At 66.9% G+C, this 14,833-nt stretch carries 15 protein-coding genes; 9 read left to right on the forward strand and 6 right to left on the reverse strand.

Features of this window, described 5'->3' with window-relative positions:
* Nucleotides 1–30 precede the first annotated feature (30 nt).
* Together G3W89_RS07390 and shkS are read left to right on the forward strand one after the other, a co-directional pair.
* Entirely contained in the window at nucleotides 31–237 is a 207-nt protein-coding gene (locus G3W89_RS07390; protein WP_162573475.1) for a hypothetical protein, read from the forward strand.
* Between the two features lie 212 nt (nucleotides 238–449).
* Nucleotides 450–1,886, forward strand: a complete 1,437-nt coding sequence (gene shkS, locus G3W89_RS07395) for a surface-behavior sensor histidine kinase ShkS (protein ID WP_232076388.1) — start codon at nucleotides 450–452, stop codon at nucleotides 1,884–1,886.
* 58 nt (nucleotides 1,887–1,944) lie between these two features.
* Here shkS and G3W89_RS07400 read toward each other — a convergent pair whose 3' ends face one another.
* From G3W89_RS07400 to G3W89_RS07425, 6 genes are all read right to left on the reverse strand, one after another.
* The gene (locus G3W89_RS07400) at nucleotides 1,945–2,547 is read right to left on the reverse strand and encodes a LuxR C-terminal-related transcriptional regulator (protein WP_068680282.1); all 603 of its coding nucleotides are present in this window, start codon (nucleotides 2,545–2,547) and stop codon (nucleotides 1,945–1,947) included.
* A gap of 63 nt (nucleotides 2,548–2,610) precedes the next feature.
* Nucleotides 2,611–3,954 carry a tryptophan--tRNA ligase gene (locus G3W89_RS07405; protein ID WP_162573476.1) on the reverse strand — a complete coding sequence of 448 codons (1,344 nt, stop codon included), beginning with the start codon at nucleotides 3,952–3,954 and terminating at the stop codon, nucleotides 2,611–2,613.
* Nucleotides 3,955–3,967: 13 nt separating this feature from the next.
* Nucleotides 3,968–4,639 carry a site-2 protease family protein gene (locus G3W89_RS07410; RefSeq protein ID WP_162573477.1) on the reverse strand — a complete coding sequence of 224 codons (672 nt, stop codon included), beginning with the start codon at nucleotides 4,637–4,639 and terminating at the stop codon, nucleotides 3,968–3,970.
* Nucleotides 4,640–4,686: 47 nt separating this feature from the next.
* A complete protein-coding gene (locus G3W89_RS07415; RefSeq protein WP_162573478.1) occupies nucleotides 4,687–5,322 on the reverse strand; it encodes an L-threonylcarbamoyladenylate synthase in 636 nt (211 codons plus the stop codon).
* 39 nt (nucleotides 5,323–5,361) lie between these two features.
* Entirely contained in the window at nucleotides 5,362–6,309 is a 948-nt protein-coding gene (locus G3W89_RS07420) for a DMT family transporter (RefSeq protein WP_269474947.1), read from the reverse strand.
* Nucleotides 6,306–7,160: a 3',5'-nucleoside bisphosphate phosphatase gene (locus tag G3W89_RS07425; RefSeq protein ID WP_162573479.1), complete on the reverse strand. Its 855-nt coding sequence runs from the start codon at nucleotides 7,158–7,160 to the stop codon at nucleotides 6,306–6,308. Before G3W89_RS07425 ends, G3W89_RS07420 begins: the two co-directional genes overlap by 4 nt.
* A gap of 210 nt (nucleotides 7,161–7,370) precedes the next feature.
* On the opposite strand from G3W89_RS07425, the gene ppk2 reads away from it, so the two are divergent.
* The 7 genes from ppk2 to urtD all read left to right on the forward strand — a co-directional run bounded on the left by ppk2 (nucleotide 7,371) and on the right by urtD (nucleotide 14,816).
* Complete coding sequence (gene ppk2, locus G3W89_RS07430) at nucleotides 7,371–8,288, forward strand: polyphosphate kinase 2 (protein WP_162573480.1); 918 nt, start codon at nucleotides 7,371–7,373, stop codon at nucleotides 8,286–8,288.
* A 71-nt stretch (nucleotides 8,289–8,359) separates the two neighbouring features.
* A complete protein-coding gene (locus tag G3W89_RS07435) occupies nucleotides 8,360–9,409 on the forward strand; it encodes an extracellular catalytic domain type 1 short-chain-length polyhydroxyalkanoate depolymerase (protein ID WP_162573481.1) in 1,050 nt (349 codons plus the stop codon).
* A gap of 27 nt (nucleotides 9,410–9,436) precedes the next feature.
* Nucleotides 9,437–9,709: a lipase family protein gene (locus G3W89_RS33635; RefSeq protein WP_443083155.1), complete on the forward strand. Its 273-nt coding sequence runs from the start codon at nucleotides 9,437–9,439 to the stop codon at nucleotides 9,707–9,709.
* Between the two features lie 97 nt (nucleotides 9,710–9,806).
* Nucleotides 9,807–11,078 (forward strand): urea ABC transporter substrate-binding protein, encoded by a 1,272-nt coding sequence (gene urtA / locus G3W89_RS07445; protein ID WP_162573482.1) that lies wholly within the window; start codon nucleotides 9,807–9,809, stop codon nucleotides 11,076–11,078.
* 56 nt (nucleotides 11,079–11,134) lie between these two features.
* Complete coding sequence (gene urtB / locus G3W89_RS07450; protein WP_162573483.1) at nucleotides 11,135–12,721, forward strand: urea ABC transporter permease subunit UrtB; 1,587 nt, start codon at nucleotides 11,135–11,137, stop codon at nucleotides 12,719–12,721.
* Nucleotides 12,718–13,941: an urea ABC transporter permease subunit UrtC gene (urtC, locus tag G3W89_RS07455; protein WP_162573484.1), complete on the forward strand. Its 1,224-nt coding sequence runs from the start codon at nucleotides 12,718–12,720 to the stop codon at nucleotides 13,939–13,941. The genes urtB and urtC overlap by 4 nt, the downstream gene beginning before the upstream one ends.
* On the forward strand, nucleotides 13,938–14,816 hold the full coding sequence (gene urtD, locus G3W89_RS07460; RefSeq protein WP_162573485.1) for an urea ABC transporter ATP-binding protein UrtD: 879 nt from the start codon (nucleotides 13,938–13,940) through the stop codon (nucleotides 14,814–14,816). The genes urtC and urtD overlap by 4 nt, the downstream gene beginning before the upstream one ends.
* Nucleotides 14,817–14,833: the final 17 nt, after the last annotated feature.

Here is a 14,833-nt window from a genome sequence, read left to right on the forward strand (position 1 = left end):
GAACACAGACAAGAGCGAATGGAGGACTGGATGGCCTACGAGCTGCTGAGAATAATTGCCGGCGCTTCGTTGCCGATGACGCTGAGTTCAGAGGCGGACATCGAGAACCTGCGCGTCCTTCGCGACGCAGGCTATGTGAAAGTCGAGTTGCCGCCGCAAGGCAGGCCCGCCTCCGCAGTGGTGACCGCGTTGACACCGCTCGGCCGCACTGCCATGCGCTATTTCGGCGGTGGCTAGATGCCGGCCGTTGTGCCTGCGCGACGCAGGCGGCGGCGCATCGGCATCGCACCCAGTTAAGATCGCACCACGGTGGGCCGCCGGGTGCGGGCTTCCATGCAGCCTCGTGGGCTGCCGGAGCTTTCGCAGCGCGCCCGAGAGCCGCACACCAGGGGGCCCCTCGACAGGGGCTTTTTTTATGGCCGCTCTGACATCGGGAGGGACTGTGAGCCATGATGGGTAATTCGTCCTTCGCGGGGCTTGGCAACTCGTCCTTTGCCAGCCTTACGCCGGCGCCGGCTTCCGCCGACGAGGCCGAACCATGGGTGCGCGGCGAACTGATCCGCAGCCTCATGCGGGCCTCCCGCGGCTCCTACCTGCTGGCAGCGGCGCTGATGCCGGCCATGGTGGGCCTGAGCTGGGGTCATGTGCCCGCCTGGCAGCTCTTCGTCTGGTTGGCCATCGGCATCGCGGCAACCGCCTGCCGCATCTGGGGTGAACAGGTCTACGGCCGCCACTATGCCGACCGCGATTCGGCCGCGCAGCAGTACTTCGTCGAGCGCTACCGCTATCTGTGGAGCGCCAGCGCCTTCGCCTGGGGTTTGTCGATCCTGATCTTCTTCGAGCGCACGCCGCTGGTGAACCAGTTCATGAGCTGGCTCATCGTTGCGGGCGTGGCCACCTTTCCCCTCAACGGGCTGGCGCTGCATCCGCCGCTGCTCAAGCGCTACGTCAACACGCTCTTCGTCACCATGCTGGCGGCGATCGTCTTTCGCGTCATCGAGCTCAATTTCGAGCGCCCGCATTTCCACTACGGTTTCCTGCTGCTGCCGGGCCTGCACTGGTGGCTGCTCCTGCGCGCCGGGCGGCGCATCCATGAAACCGCGCGCAACAGCTTCGAGCTGCTCTTTCACAACCACATCCTGATCAACTCGCTGACCCAGCAGCGCCAGGCGGCGGTGTCGGCGGTGGCGATGAAGAACCGCTTTCTCGCGAGCGCCGCGCACGACATGCGCCAGCCGGTGCTGGCGCTCTCGCTCTACGCCGACTGGCTGCGCAACGAGCCGGAGCTCGTGGCCGAGATCGCGCCGAAGATCGTGCGCGCCACGCACGCGGTCAATGCCTTGTTCGATTCGCTGTTCGACCTCGCCCGCATCGACTCGGGGCAGGTGCGGCTGCACATCGAGCGTGTGGACGTGGCCCAGCTGCTGCACGACCTGGAGCTCCAGTACCGCCCGGTCGCGGAGGCCAAGGGCCTGAGCTTCCGGATGCACGTGAGCTCGGGCACCGTGCTGACCGACCCGATCCGCGTGCGCCGCATGATCGGCAACCTGCTGGCCAATGCGATCAAGTACACGGCTGAAGGTGGCGTGCTGCTGGCTTCGCGCCACACCCGCGACGGCCTTCGGGTGGAGGTGTGGGACACCGGCATCGGCATCGCGCGCGAGCACCTGCGCGACGTGTTCCTGGAGTTCTACAAGGTCGCCGACCATGCCGGCACCTCCGACGGCTTCGGCCTGGGCCTGGCGATCGTGGCGCGGCTGTCGCACGCCCTCGGCCACCCCGTCAGCGTGCGCTCCAGGCTGGGCCGTGGCAGCGTGTTCCGGGTGGCCCTCCACGACGCGGACGAGTCGCAGGCCCAGACCCGCATCTCAGGCGCCGTGGGTTGAAAAAAACGGCCGGAGGCCCGAAAGAAGGACCGGGCCGAAGGGCCCGGTTATCGTCTGCTTAAGGGTTGCTGGACAAAAGTCCGTTGGTGCGCGCGTGGTGCAGCGCCTGCGTCCGGCTCTTGACGCCGAGCCGCCTGAACAGGCGCCACAGGTGCACCTTGACCGTGTGCTCACTGATGTCGAGCTCGGTCGCGATGTCGCGGTTGCTCATGCCCTGGTCCAGCATGGCGATCAGCTGGGTCTGGCGCTTCGAGAGCTTGCTGCTGGCCGCGGCCACCGGTTCCTCGGCCTCCGTATCGGCCATCAGCAGGCCGCGCAGCGCGGCGGTGAGTTCGGCCGAACTGGCCGACTTCTCGATGTAGGTGTCCGCGCCGGCCTCGATGCAGGCCTCTTCCATGTCGCCGGCCGGCGAGGCCGAATAGACAGCCACCGGCACGTCGGGATAAATCTTCTTCACCGCGATCACGCCCGAAACACCCGTGACGTCGGGCAGTTTCAGGTCGAGGCAGAACAGCCCGGGCTCCCCATGCTGCTTGACGGCGCTGGCCAGCTTGTCGAGCCTTTCGAGCTCCACGATGGTTTCAGCCGGCCGCAGGCGCCGCAGCACCATCACGATGGCGTCGCGCATCAGGGGGTGGTCGTCGATGACATAAATACTCATAACATTTTTCTCACTGTATGCGGACCGGCTGGCCGGCCCTTGTGGGTCGCGAGGCGTTCTTCCCTAGTCGTTCGTGTCGCCCATCGCTTCGGCAGCGAGCGCTTCGAGTGCGTCCGTTGCCGCGCGCATGTTTGCATTGTCGACGGGTTCGAGCTGCGCGGCGAGCAAGGTCAGAGCCGCGCCGCGCTGTTCCTTCAGCGTGCCAATCGCCCGGCCCGCATCTTGCGGCGATGCAAAACCCAAGCTTTGTAACAGTTGTGAGCCGTGTTCGTCGAGAAGCTTGAAATAAAAGAGCCCATCCTTGTCGCGGTATTGCTTGAACGAAGCCCTGGCACCTTTGGCAGACTTGGCCGCCTTGGGCCGCGCCGCGCCCCTGTTGCCCGCGTCCGCGAGGTTGCGCAGGCCAACCGCATGGCGCAGCTCGGCCATGAAGGGGTGTGAGATCGCCCGCGCCTTCCCGGCCCCGGCCAGCAGGATTTTCTCGATCTGCGCCGGGTCGTTGACCAGGCTCTCGTACTGCGCCCGCATCGGTGCGATTTCGCGATCGATGCGCTCGAAAAGGCGCTGCTTTGCATCGCCCCAGGAAATTCCCTCGGCGAAGGCGCGCCGCAGCGCTTCGGTTTCTTCGGCGTCGGCGAAGGCCTGGTAGATCTGGAACAGCGCCGAGCCTTCGGTGTCCTTCGGCTCGCCGGGTGCGCGGGAGTCCGTCACGATGCCGGCGATCAGCTTCTGCAGCTGGGCGCGCGGGGCGAAGAGCGGGATGGTGTTGTCGTAGCTCTTGCTCATCTTGCGGCCATCGAGGCCCGGCAGCGTCGCCACTGCGTCGTCGATTTCGGCGTCGGGCAGGGTGAAGTGCTCGCCGTACAGGTGATTGAAGCGCTGTCCCATGTCGCGCGCCATCTCGATGTGCTGGATCTGGTCGCGGCCCACGGGCACCTTGTGGGCGTTGAACATCAGGATGTCGGCGCCCATCAGCACGGGGTACATGAAGAGGCCCGCGCTGACGTCCGCGTCCGGGTCCTCGCCGCGCGCGGCGTTCTTGTCCACCTGCGCCTTGTACGCATGGGCACGGTTCAGCAGGCCTTTGCCGGTGACGCAGGTCAGCAGCCAGGTCAGCTCCGGGATCTCGGGGATGTCGGACTGGCGATAGAAGGTGACGCGCTGCGGGTCGAGGCCGCAGGCCAGCCAGGTCGCCGCGATCTCCAGCGTGGAGCGCTGGATGCGCGCCGGCTCGTCGACCTTGATCAGCGCGTGGTAGTCGGCCAGGAAATAGAAGCTCTGAACGTGGGCCTCGCGGCTGAAGCGCACCGAGGGGCGCACCGAGCCGACGTAGTTGCCCAGGTGCGGTGTGCCGCTGGTGGTGATGCCGGTGAGAAAGCGAACGGGCTTGGGAGAGGAACTTGCCATTGCAGGAGCCTAGTCAGCGCAGCAGCGCCGTGATGGGCGAGATGAGCAGGCCGATGGCCTGGTAGCCGAAGCTCATCAGCGGGCGCAGCCACCAGGTGCTGACGATGCCGGCAATGACCAGGCCCATGACGATGAAGAAGCCATAAGGCTCGATGCGCGCCAGGAAGTCCTGCGCGGCGCCACGCGGCAGCAGGCCGGCGAGCACCCGCCCGCCGTCCAGCGGGGGCAGGGGGAACAGGTTGAAGGCCCACATCACCAGATTGACCAGAACGCCGCCGCGCGCCATCTCGAGAAAGAAGGTTTCCTCGACGCCGGCGGCCCGCATCAGCACGAAGGCCAGCGCCCACAGGATCGCCTGGATGAAGTTCGAGGCCGGGCCGGCCAGCGCCACCCAGATCATGTCGCGCTTCGGATGGCGCAGCCGGCCGAAGTTGACCGGCACCGGCTTGGCATAGCCGAACAGGAAGGCGCCCGAGGTGGCGAAATAGAGCAGCAGCGGCATCAGGATGGTGCCGATGGGGTCGATGTGCTTGATGGGATTGAGCGTCACGCGGCCCATCATCCAGGCCGTCTGGTCGCCCAGGTAGCGGGCCACGTAGCCATGGGCCGCCTCATGCACCGTGATCGCGAAGATCACGGGCAGTGCATAGATCAGCACTTTTTCGATCAGGTTGGAGATATCCACCGAACGATTGTCTCAGACGGCTCCGGCCGAGCCGGGCGGGCAGACGTTCACAGGCCGAGTGCCGCCAGCGGGCCGCGGCCCTCGCGCACCAGGACCGGCTCGCCGCCAGTGCCCATGGGCGTCAGGTCGACCACCGTGGTGGGCTCGGAAGGGCAAGCGCCGCAGGCGATCACCGCGCCGATCTGCTTTTCGAAGCGCTCGCGGATCGCCTGCGCATCATTGAGCGCCGCGGTTTCGCCGGGCGGGATCAGGGTGGTGGCCAACAACGGTTCGCCATGCAGCATGAGCAGCTCGCACAGCACCTTGTGGTCGGGCACGCGCAGGCCGATGGTCTTGCGCTGTGGATGGCTCACCCGCCGCGGCACCTCCTTGGTGGCTTCCAGCAGAAAGGTGTAGGGGCCTGGGGTCGCTGCCTTCAGGAGGCGGTACTGCTTGTTGTCCACCCTCGCGTAGCTCGAAAGCTCGCTCAGGTCGCGGCACAGCAGCGTGAGGTGGTGCTTCTCGTCGACCTGGCGGATGCGGCGCAACTGGTCGACAGCGTCCTTGTCATCCAGGTGGCAGGCCAGGGCGTAGCTCGAATCGGTGGGCACTGCCACGATCTCGCCGCGCGCCAGCAGGGCAGCTGCCTGCTTGAGCAGGCGCTGCTGCGGGTTCTCGGGATGGATTTCGAAGAACTGGGCCATGGAGTCAATGCATTCTGCCGACAAACGGACAACGTGAGCTCAGGACTCCGCAGGCTCGATCGGCACCTTCCGCTCGCGCACCGTGAGCCAGGCGCCGGCCGCGCCGCAGACGGCAATCATGGAGATGCCGATCAGCGAGACCCGGTCGGGCACCTGCGAGAAAACAAGCCAGCCGCCGAGCATGGCAAAGGCGATCTGGGCATAGAGGTAGGGCGTGAGGGTGGACGCCGGCGCGCGCTGGTAGGCGAGGATCAAGATGAAGTGGCCCACGGTGCCCATGAAGCCCATCAGGCAAAGCAGTGCCCACCACTGCCAGCCCGGCAGCGCTGTCCACACGAAGGGCAGGGCCAGCGAGGCCAGGAGCGCGCCCACCCAGCCGGTGTAGAAGTGCATGGTCATCGGGTTCTCGGTGCGGGCCAGCTTGCTGGTGAGCACCTGGAACCAGGCATTGGTCAGCACCAGGCCGATGGGGAGCAGCACGGCCCAGCTCAAGGCCTCTCCGCCCGGCCGCAGGATGACCAGGGTGCCGATGAAGCCGCCCGCCACCAGCACCCAGCGAAGCGGCGAGACCTGCTCATTGAGCGTCGTCGCGGCCAGCAGGGTGATCACCAGCGGGGCGATCAGCACGATCGAGGTGAACTCGGCCAGCGGCATGTAGCGCAGGCTGAAGAAGGCCAGCGTGCTCGAGGCCAGCAGCAGCGCGCCGCGCAGCAGCTGGTATCTCGGGTGCTTGGTGCGCAGCAGCGCCGTGCCCTTCAGCGGCAGCAGCACGGCGGTGGTCGCCAGGGCCTGGAAGGCATAGCGGAACCACACGCCCATGAGGATCGGCACGCCGGCGGTCGAGAGCTTGGTGGCGCTGTCCAGCGTGGCGAAGCAGGCCACGGCCACCATCACCAGGCCGATGCCCGCGAGGATGCGCTCGGATTCGAGGTCGCGCGTGCGCTTGCGTTCCGCCAGGCCGCCGGTCGTCGTGGTCGGGCTGCTCACTGGATACGGTCTTCGAGCAGTTCCCACACCGGGGTCAGCCGGCCGGGAAGCAGCGGCAGTTTGCCCAGGTCGCAATGGCTTTCGTCGGGGCTGTGGAAATCGCTGCCGCGCGAGGCGGCGAAGCCGAATTCCAGCGCCTTGTCGGCGTATTCGACGTACTCGGCTGGGGAGTGGCTGCCCGTCACGACCTCGATCGCCCTGCCGCCGTGTTCCTTGAACTCGAGGAACAGCGCGTATTCCTCATTGGCCGTGAACTTGTAGCGGCCCGGGTGCGCAATCACCGCGAGGCCCTTGGCCTGGGTGATCCAGCGCACCGCGTCCTTCAGCGTGGCCCAGCGGTGCGGCACATACCCCGGCTTGCCTTCGGTGAGGAACTTGCGAAACACCTCCGAGGTGTCTCGGCAATGGCCTTGCTCGACCAGGAAGCGGGCGAAATGGGTGCGCGAGATCAGCTCGGGATTGCCCACGAACTTGAGCGCACCTTCATAGGCGCCCTTGATGCCCACCTGGGCCAGGCCCTCGGCCATTTCCTCGGCCCGCCGGCCGCGGCCGCCGCGGGTGCCGTAGAGGCCTTCGCCGATGGCCGCGTCCTCAGGGTCGAAGCCCAGCCCGACGATGTGCACCGTCTCGTTGGCGAAGGTGACCGAAATTTCGGTGCCTGTGAGGTAGCGCATGCCCTGCGCGCGCGCCGCCGCAGCCGCGCGGTGCTGGCCGCCGATCTCGTCGTGGTCGGTCAGGGCCCAGAGCTCGACGCCGTTGGAAGCGGCGCGGGCCGCCAGTTGCTCGGGGGTCAGGGTGCCGTCGGACACCACGGAGTGGCAGTGCAGGTCGGCGTTCAGGATGGAAGACACCCGGTGGATCTTATTCTTTCTTGCATGGGCTTGCAGGGCCCATGGAGACTGTCGAGCCTGCTATCGAACGAATAGCAACCACAAAGCGCCGGTGCGCCCTTTCGAGCGCTTCTTGCGTGCCGCGACGACGGCGGCGGGCGGTCCCGTCTGTCACGAGTCGGTCATTCCGCAAGGGCAGCATGGTTGTCCTCTATTTGTTTCGGAAGCTTTATGACGCTGCCCAGCACCCTCGGCGACCAGGACGAACTGATGCAGCGCATGGCGCGCGACCTCATCGACAGCTACGACGAAGAACTGGAGCTCGAGATCGAGGACCGTGACCTGGACGAGCTCGAGTCGGGCCACCCGGGCGACAAGGCAGCCCGCCGCGCTTACTTCAAGGAGCTGTTCCGCCTGCAGGGCGAGCTCGTCAAGCTGCAGGACTGGGTGCAGCACAGCCGGCAGAAGGTGGTGATCCTGTTCGAGGGCCGCGACGCGGCGGGCAAGGGCGGGGTGATCAAGCGCATCACCCAACGGCTCAACCCGCGCGTGGCGCGCGTCGCGGCGCTGCCGGCGCCCAACGACCGCGAGCGCACCCAGTGGTACTTCCAGCGCTACGTGGCCCAACTGCCGGCCGCCGGCGAGATGGTGCTGTTCGACCGCAGCTGGTACAACCGCGCCGGCGTCGAGCGCGTGATGGGCTTCTGCACCGACGACGAATACGAGGAGTTCTTCCGCTCCGTGCCCGACTTCGAGCGCATGCTGGTGCGTTCGGGGATCAAGCTCATCAAATACTGGTTCTCGATCACCGACGAAGAGCAGCACATGCGCTTCCTGGGCCGCATCCACGACCCGCTCAAGCAGTGGAAGCTCAGCCCGATGGACCTGGAATCCCGCCGCCGCTGGGAGGAATACACCAAGGCGAAGGAAACCATGCTGGAGCGCACGCACATCGAGGAAGCGCCCTGGTGGGTGGTCCAGGCCGTCGACAAGAAGAAGGCGCGCCTGAATTGCATCACGCACCTGCTGGGCCAATTGCCCTACCAGGAGGTGCCGCATGCCCCGATCGAGCTGCCCGCGCGCGAGCGGCACGCAGACTACCTGCGGCAACCGGTGCCGGCTTCGATGTACGTGCCCGAGGTCTACTAGGAGCGTCGCAGCGCAGCTCGCGGCCCGGAAGCTGCTAAGGTGGGGAGCCGAACCCGGCCCACGCCCGCACCATGGCCCGTCGCTCTTCCTCGACCTCTGCCGCGAAGGCGTTCACGCGCGCCTACCAGCGCAGCATGAAGGCCCTCACCACCGCCACCCTGCGCAATGGAAAGCGCATCGCAGGGCAGGTGCAGCGCGCGGCGGCCGAGCACCTCAAGCCGCCTCGCGGCCCCGGCGACTGGCTGGCGGGGGCCGCGCTCGGCCCTGGCGGGGCGCGGCGCTATCACCTGTACCGGCCGCCGGACATGCAGCTGGGCGAGCGCCTGCCGCTCCTGGTCATGCTGCATGGCTGCGGCCAGACCGGGCGCGACTTTGCCGCCAGCACGCGCATGAACCTGCTGGCTGCACGCGAACGCTTCTTCGTGCTCTACCCGGAGCAGGACCGCATGGCCCATCCGCAGGGCTGCTGGAATTGGTACGACCGCCGCTTCGGCAAGGCCGACGCCGAGGCTGCGACGCTGATGGCCGCCATCGACCAGGTCTGCCTGCTGTACCCGGTGGACCGCGAGCGCGTCGCCGTGGCCGGGCTCTCCGCGGGCGCCGGCATGGCGGCGCTGATGGCCACGCGCTACGCCGTGCGCTTCAAGGCCCTGGCCATGCATTCGGGCGTGGCACCCGGCGCCGCCCGCTCGCCCGCGACCGCGCTGGGCGCCATGCGCGGGCGCCATGTGCCGCCGATGCCCGCCACTGCGGTCGGCAAGGCCATGGGGGCCGCCGCGGTCTTCGCCACGCTGCCGCCGCTGCTGGTCCTGCATGGCGATGCCGATCTGGTCGTGTCGGCCCGCAATGCGTTGAGCACCGCGGAGGTCTGGGCCACGGCCACCGGCGCGCGGCCCGGCATCCAGCGCACCGTGCAGCGTGGCAAGCGCCATGCAATGCGGGTCACGGAGTTCAAGCGCAAGGGCCGCACCCTTGTCATGCTGTGCGAGGTCGCGGGGCTGGGTCATGCCTGGAGCGGCGGCGCGCCACGCCTGCCTTTCAGCGACGCGGCCGGGCCCAATGCGTCGCGGCTGATCTGGGCCTTCGCCTCGAAGCAGTTCAAGGCGGCCGCGGTAGCCTGACATGTCCGGCATCGCCTGCGACCACTGATGCCGGTGCTGCGCGAATGGCTGGCAAGGCGAGGGCGCTGGCCGCATCGGCCTGATCCTCACCGGCCACAGCCTCGGTGCCGCACTCGCCACACTGCCCGCCACGGTGCTTGCCCCGAGCCTGCTGGAACCTTCGGCTCGCCGCGCGTCGGCAGCACGGCGTTCGTGGCCGCGCTCGCGGAAGTCCAGTTGCTTCGACTCGTCAATGGCTGCGACCTCGTCACGCACCTGCCGCCGGCCTTGTCGCTCTTCGCGAATGCCCGTTTCGGGTGAAGAGAACAGGCTGAGCTGTACGCCACCCGGCGTATTTCCGACGCGGGACCGATTCCGCAGACTCGCCTGTGTCATTCACACCCAGGAGAAGAGTCCCATGCAACAACGTCGATTCACCCTCAAGGCGCTCACGGCCGCGGTCGCGCTGGCCGGCCTTTCCGCCATTCCGGCCTTGGCTGCCGACACCATCAAGGTCGGCGTGCTGCACTCGCTGTCGGGCACCATGGCCATCTCCGAGACCGTGCTCAAGGACACCGTGCTGATGGCGATCGACGAGATCAATGCCAAGGGCGGGGTGCTCGGCAAGAAGCTCGAGCCCGTGGTGGTCGACCCGGCCTCCAACTGGCCGCTCTTCGCCGAGAAGACCAAGCAGCTGCTCGGCCAGGACAAGGTGTCGGTGATCTTCGGCTGCTGGACCTCCGTGTCGCGCAAGTCGGTGCTGCCGGTGGTCGAGGAAATGAACGGCCTGCTGTTCTACCCCGTCCAGTACGAAGGCGAGGAGCTCAGCAAGAACGTCTTCTACACCGGCGCCGCGCCCAACCAGCAGGCCATTCCCGCGGTCGACTACCTGATGAGCAAGGAAGGCGGCGGCGCCAAGCGCTGGGTGCTGCTGGGCACCGACTACGTCTATCCGCGCACCACCAACAAGATCCTGCGCGCCTACCTCAAGAGCAAGGGCGTGAAGGACACCGACATCGACGAGAAGTACACCCCCTTCGGCCACAGCGACTACCAGACCATCGTCGCCGACATCAAGAAGTTCTCCTCCGGCGGCAAGACGGCCGTGGTGTCGACCATCAACGGCGACTCCAACGTGCCCTTCTACAAGGAACTCGGCAACGCCGGCCTGAAGGCCAAGGACGTGCCGGTGGTCGCCTTCTCGGTGGGCGAGGAAGAGCTGCGCGGCGTCGACACCAAGCCGCTGGTGGGCCACCTGGCCGCATGGAACTACTTCATGTCGATCAAGAACCCGACCAACACCGCGTTCATCAAGCAGTGGAGCGACTACGCCAAGGCCAAGAACATCGCCGGCCACAAGGACAAGCCGCTCACCAACGACCCGATGGAAGCCACCTACATCGGCATCCACATGTGGAAGCAGGCGGTCGAGAAGGCCAAGAGCACCGACACCGACAAGGTGATCGCGGCGATGGCCGGTCAGACGTTTACCGCGCCCTCGGGCATCGTTTCGAAGATGGACGAGAAGAACCACCACCTGCACAAGAGCGTGTTCATCGGCGAGATCAAGGCCGACGGGCAGTTCAGCGTCGTGTGGAAGACGCCGGGTCCGGTCAAGGCCAAGCCGTGGAGTCCGTACATCGAGGGCAACGACAAGAAGCCGGACTATCCGGCTGGCAAGTCGATGTAAGGCAAAGAGCGCTGCCCCCTCTCCCCTTGGGGAGAGGGAGCAAAGCCCGAACCACGATGCTCCGACGAACACTTCACCGCCTGCTCTGCGCCTCGACGCTGCTGATGGCGCTGTCCATCCACGCACTCACCCTGGACGAGGCCCGTGCCATCGCCTCGGGCGAATCCGAGGCCCGCATCGCCGCCCTCAACAAGGCCGTCGCGACCGCGGACGAGAAGACCGCCGCCTTCATCGAGGCCATGGCCGGCGACGCGGTCAAGTACACCGAGGACAAGGTCTTCCTCATCAAGGGCGACAAGGCCTACGACCCGGTCACCGGTGCCGAGCTCAAGTTGCCCGACACGGCCGACGACGTGGTCAACAACAACCTGATGCGCGGCGCGCTCGACGCGGCGCAGGCCGCGCTCAAGCTCACGAGCAAGGACGAGGCGGTGCGCGCCGAGGCGGCGCAGGCCCTTTTCAAGGAGCCCGACGAATCGCGCCTGCCCCTGGTCGAGAAGGCGCTGGCCGCCGAAACCAACGACCGGATCAAGGCCCGGCTCGAACTGGTGCGCGCCGCCAGCATGCTGGGCAGCGTGGACAGGGCAAAGCGCCTCTCGGCCGCGAAGGCGCTGGGCGAGAGCCGCAGCCCCGACACCAAGCTGCTGCTCAACCAGCGCCTGGCCGACGAGACCGACGCCGATGTCAAGACGACCATCGAGGCGTCCATCCGCAGCATCGACGGTTCGCTGGTCTGGGGCGACCGCATCAATGCGATCTTCAGCGGCATCAGCCTGGGCTCGGTCCTGTTGCTGGCCGCACTGGGACTGGCCATCACCTACGGCCTGATGGGCGTGATCAACATGGCGCATGGCGAGCTGATGATGATCGGCGCCTACGCCACCTACGTGATGCAGGGCATCTTCCAGCGCTACATGCCCGAGCCGCTCTTCGGCTGGTACCTGGTCGCCGCGATTCCCGTCGCCTTTCTCGCCTCGGCGCTCGTGGGCGCGGTGTTGGAGCGCGGCGTGATCCGCTTCCTCTACGGACGGCCGCTCGAGACCCTGCTGGCCACCTGGGGCATCAGCCTGATGCTGCAGCAGCTGGTGCGCTCGCTCTTCGGCGCGCAGAACGTCGGCGTGGAGAACCCCGCCTGGATGAGCGGCGGCTTCACCATGCTGAGCAACGTCACGCTGCCGTGGAACCGCATCTGCATCATCGTCTTCGCAGTCCTGGTGCTGCTGGCGATGGGCTGGCTCATCGGCCGCACGCGGCTGGGGCTGTTCGTGCGGGGCGTCACGCAGAACCGTCCCATCGCGTCCTGCATGGGCGTGAACACCGCCCGCATCGACACCTACGCCTTCGCGCTGGGCTCGGGCATCGCCGGGCTGGCGGGCTGTGCGCTCTCGCAGATCGGCAACGTAGGCCCCGACCTCGGCCAGAGCTACATCGTCGATTCCTTCATGGTCGTCGTGATGGGCGGCGTCGGCCAGCTCGCCGGCACCGTGTACGCGGCAATGGGACTGGGCGTGCTCAACAAGTTCATCGAAGGGTGGGCCGGCGCGGTGCTCGCGAAGATCGCGGTGCTGGTCTTCATCATCATCTTCATCCAGAAGCGGCCCCAAGGCATCTTCGCTGTCAAAGGTCGGAGCGCCGAAGCATGAGCCGCACGGCCGCACTTCCTTCCAAAGGTCCGCTCCTCGGCGGCAAGGGCTGGACCTTCTTCTTCGTCGCGCTGATCGCCGTCTGCGCCGTGGCCCCCGTGCTCAACCTGCTGGTGCCCTCGGGCAGCGCGCTGCACATGAGCGACTACGCAGTGGCACTGGTCGGCAAGATCATGTGCTACGCCATCTGCGCCCTGGCCATGGACCTGATCTGGGGCTACACCGGCATCCTCTCGCTGGGCCACGGCCTGTTCTTTGCGCTGGGCGGCTACATGATGGGCATGTACCTCATGCGCCAGATCGGGCGCGACGGCAACTACAAGAGCGACCTGCCGGACTTCATGGTCTTCCTCGACTGGAAGACGCTGCCCTGGCACTGGACCTTCAGCGACAGCTTCATCGCGACGCTGCTGCTGATCGTCGCCGTGCCGGGCCTGATCGCCTTCGTGTTCGGCTTCTTCGCCTTCCGTTCGCGCATCAAGGGCGTGTACTTCTCGATCATCACGCAGGCCATGACCTTCGCGGCGATGCTGCTGTTCTTCCGCAACGAGACCGGCTTCGGCGGCAACAACGGCTTTACCGATTTCAAGCGCATCCTCGGCACGCCGATCGCGACGCAGGAGATGCGCATGACGCTGTTCGCGCTCACCGGGCTCACGCTGCTGGGCTTCTTCCTGTTCGCGCGGTGGCTCATCGGCAGCAAGTTCGGCCGCGTGCTCCAGGCCATCCGCGATGCCGAGTCGCGCGTGATGTTCTCGGGCTACAACCCGCTGCCCTACAAGCTCACGGTCTGGGTCATCTCGGCCGTGATGTGCGGCGTGGCCGGGGCGCTCTACGTGCCGCAGGTGGGCATCATCAATCCGGGCGAGATGAGCGCGGCCAACTCCATCGAGATCGCAATCTGGGCCGCGGTCGGCGGACGCGCCACGCTGGTCGGGCCGATCCTCGGCGCCTTCATCGTCAACGGCGCGAAGAGCTGGCTCACCGTGGCCTATCCGGAATACTGGCTCTACTTCCTCGGTGCGCTGTTCATTGCCGTCACGCTGTTCCTGCCGAACGGCATCGTGGGCCTGGTCAAGAAGTGGACGACCCGGGAGAGGAGGGCTGCGGCCGGCGAAGAACCGCGCCAGCTTGCCCAGCGTGCCGTGGCCGTGGAGCAGGGCGTCGATCCCGGCGCACTCGCGCCGCTGCCGGTGCGCACGGAAGGAGCGCGCGCATGACGCCCGACCTGATGGACGCCGGCGCGGAGCGCATCGCACGCCACAACCAGCACAGCGACTTCGGCAAGCTCACCGCCTCGGGCGGCCGCGCGGCCGGCTACGGCCGGCATGCCACGCCCGGCGAGGTCGACGTCACGCACGGCCGCATCCTCTACCTCGAGGACGTGAGCGTGAGCTTCGACGGCTTCAAGGCCATCAACAAGCTCTCGCTCGACATCGCGCCCGGCGAGTTGCGTTGCGTGATCGGCCCGAACGGCGCGGGCAAGACCACGATGATGGACATCATCACCGGCAAGACGCGGCCGGACGAGGGCACGGTCTTCTTCGGCAGCACCATCGACCTGCTGCGCCACAAGGAGGCCGACATCGCCCAGCTCGGCATCGGCCGCAAGTTCCAGAAGCCGACGGTGTTCGAGCAGTTGACCGTGTTCGAGAACCTCGAGCTCGCGCTCAAGACCGACAAGGGCGTGAAGGCCTCGATGCTGTTCCGGCTCGACTCCGCGCAATCCGACCGGCTGGCCGAGGTGCTGCACACCATCCACCTGGGGGAGAGCGTCTCGCGCCTCGCTGGCAACCTGAGCCATGGGCAGAAGCAGTGGCTGGAAATCGGCATGCTGCTGATGCAGGACCCGAAGCTGCTGCTGCTCGACGAGCCGGTGGCCGGCATGACCGACGAGGAGACGGCGCGCACCGCCGAGCTCTTCCTGAAGCTCAAGGGCAAGCATTCGCTGATGGTGGTCGAGCACGACATGAGCTTCGTGCGGACCATCTCGGAGATCGTGACCGTGCTTTGCGACGGGTCCGTGCTGGCGCAGGGCACGCTCGACGAGGTGCAGGCCGACGAGCGCGTGATCGAGGTCTATCTGGGACGCTGAGAAGGCAGGAACACCAC

The sequence above is a fragment of the Variovorax sp. PBL-H6 genome, assembly GCF_901827155.1.
Taxonomy (GTDB): domain Bacteria; phylum Pseudomonadota; class Gammaproteobacteria; order Burkholderiales; family Burkholderiaceae_C; genus Variovorax.

Excerpts from the sequence above, each read along its gene's own strand:
- G3W89_RS07390 (WP_162573475.1), top strand. The coding sequence starts at position 31 with ATGGCCTACGAGCTGCTGAGAATAATTGCCGGCGCTTCGTTGCCGATG.
- shkS (WP_232076388.1), top strand. The coding sequence starts at position 450 with ATGATGGGTAATTCGTCCTTCGCGGGGCTTGGCAACTCGTCCTTTGCC.
- G3W89_RS07400 (WP_068680282.1), bottom strand. The coding sequence starts at position 2,547 with ATGAGTATTTATGTCATCGACGACCACCCCCTGATGCGCGACGCCATC.
- G3W89_RS07405 (WP_162573476.1), bottom strand. The coding sequence starts at position 3,954 with ATGGCAAGTTCCTCTCCCAAGCCCGTTCGCTTTCTCACCGGCATCACC.
- G3W89_RS07415 (WP_162573478.1), bottom strand. The coding sequence starts at position 5,322 with ATGGCCCAGTTCTTCGAAATCCATCCCGAGAACCCGCAGCAGCGCCTG.
- ppk2 (WP_162573480.1), top strand. The coding sequence starts at position 7,371 with ATGACGCTGCCCAGCACCCTCGGCGACCAGGACGAACTGATGCAGCGC.
- G3W89_RS07435 (WP_162573481.1), top strand. The coding sequence starts at position 8,360 with ATGGCCCGTCGCTCTTCCTCGACCTCTGCCGCGAAGGCGTTCACGCGC.
- G3W89_RS33635 (WP_443083155.1), top strand. The coding sequence starts at position 9,437 with ATGCCGGTGCTGCGCGAATGGCTGGCAAGGCGAGGGCGCTGGCCGCAT.
- urtA (WP_162573482.1), top strand. The coding sequence starts at position 9,807 with ATGCAACAACGTCGATTCACCCTCAAGGCGCTCACGGCCGCGGTCGCG.
- urtB (WP_162573483.1), top strand. The coding sequence starts at position 11,135 with ATGCTCCGACGAACACTTCACCGCCTGCTCTGCGCCTCGACGCTGCTG.
- urtC (WP_162573484.1), top strand. The coding sequence starts at position 12,718 with ATGAGCCGCACGGCCGCACTTCCTTCCAAAGGTCCGCTCCTCGGCGGC.
- urtD (WP_162573485.1), top strand. The coding sequence starts at position 13,938 with ATGACGCCCGACCTGATGGACGCCGGCGCGGAGCGCATCGCACGCCAC.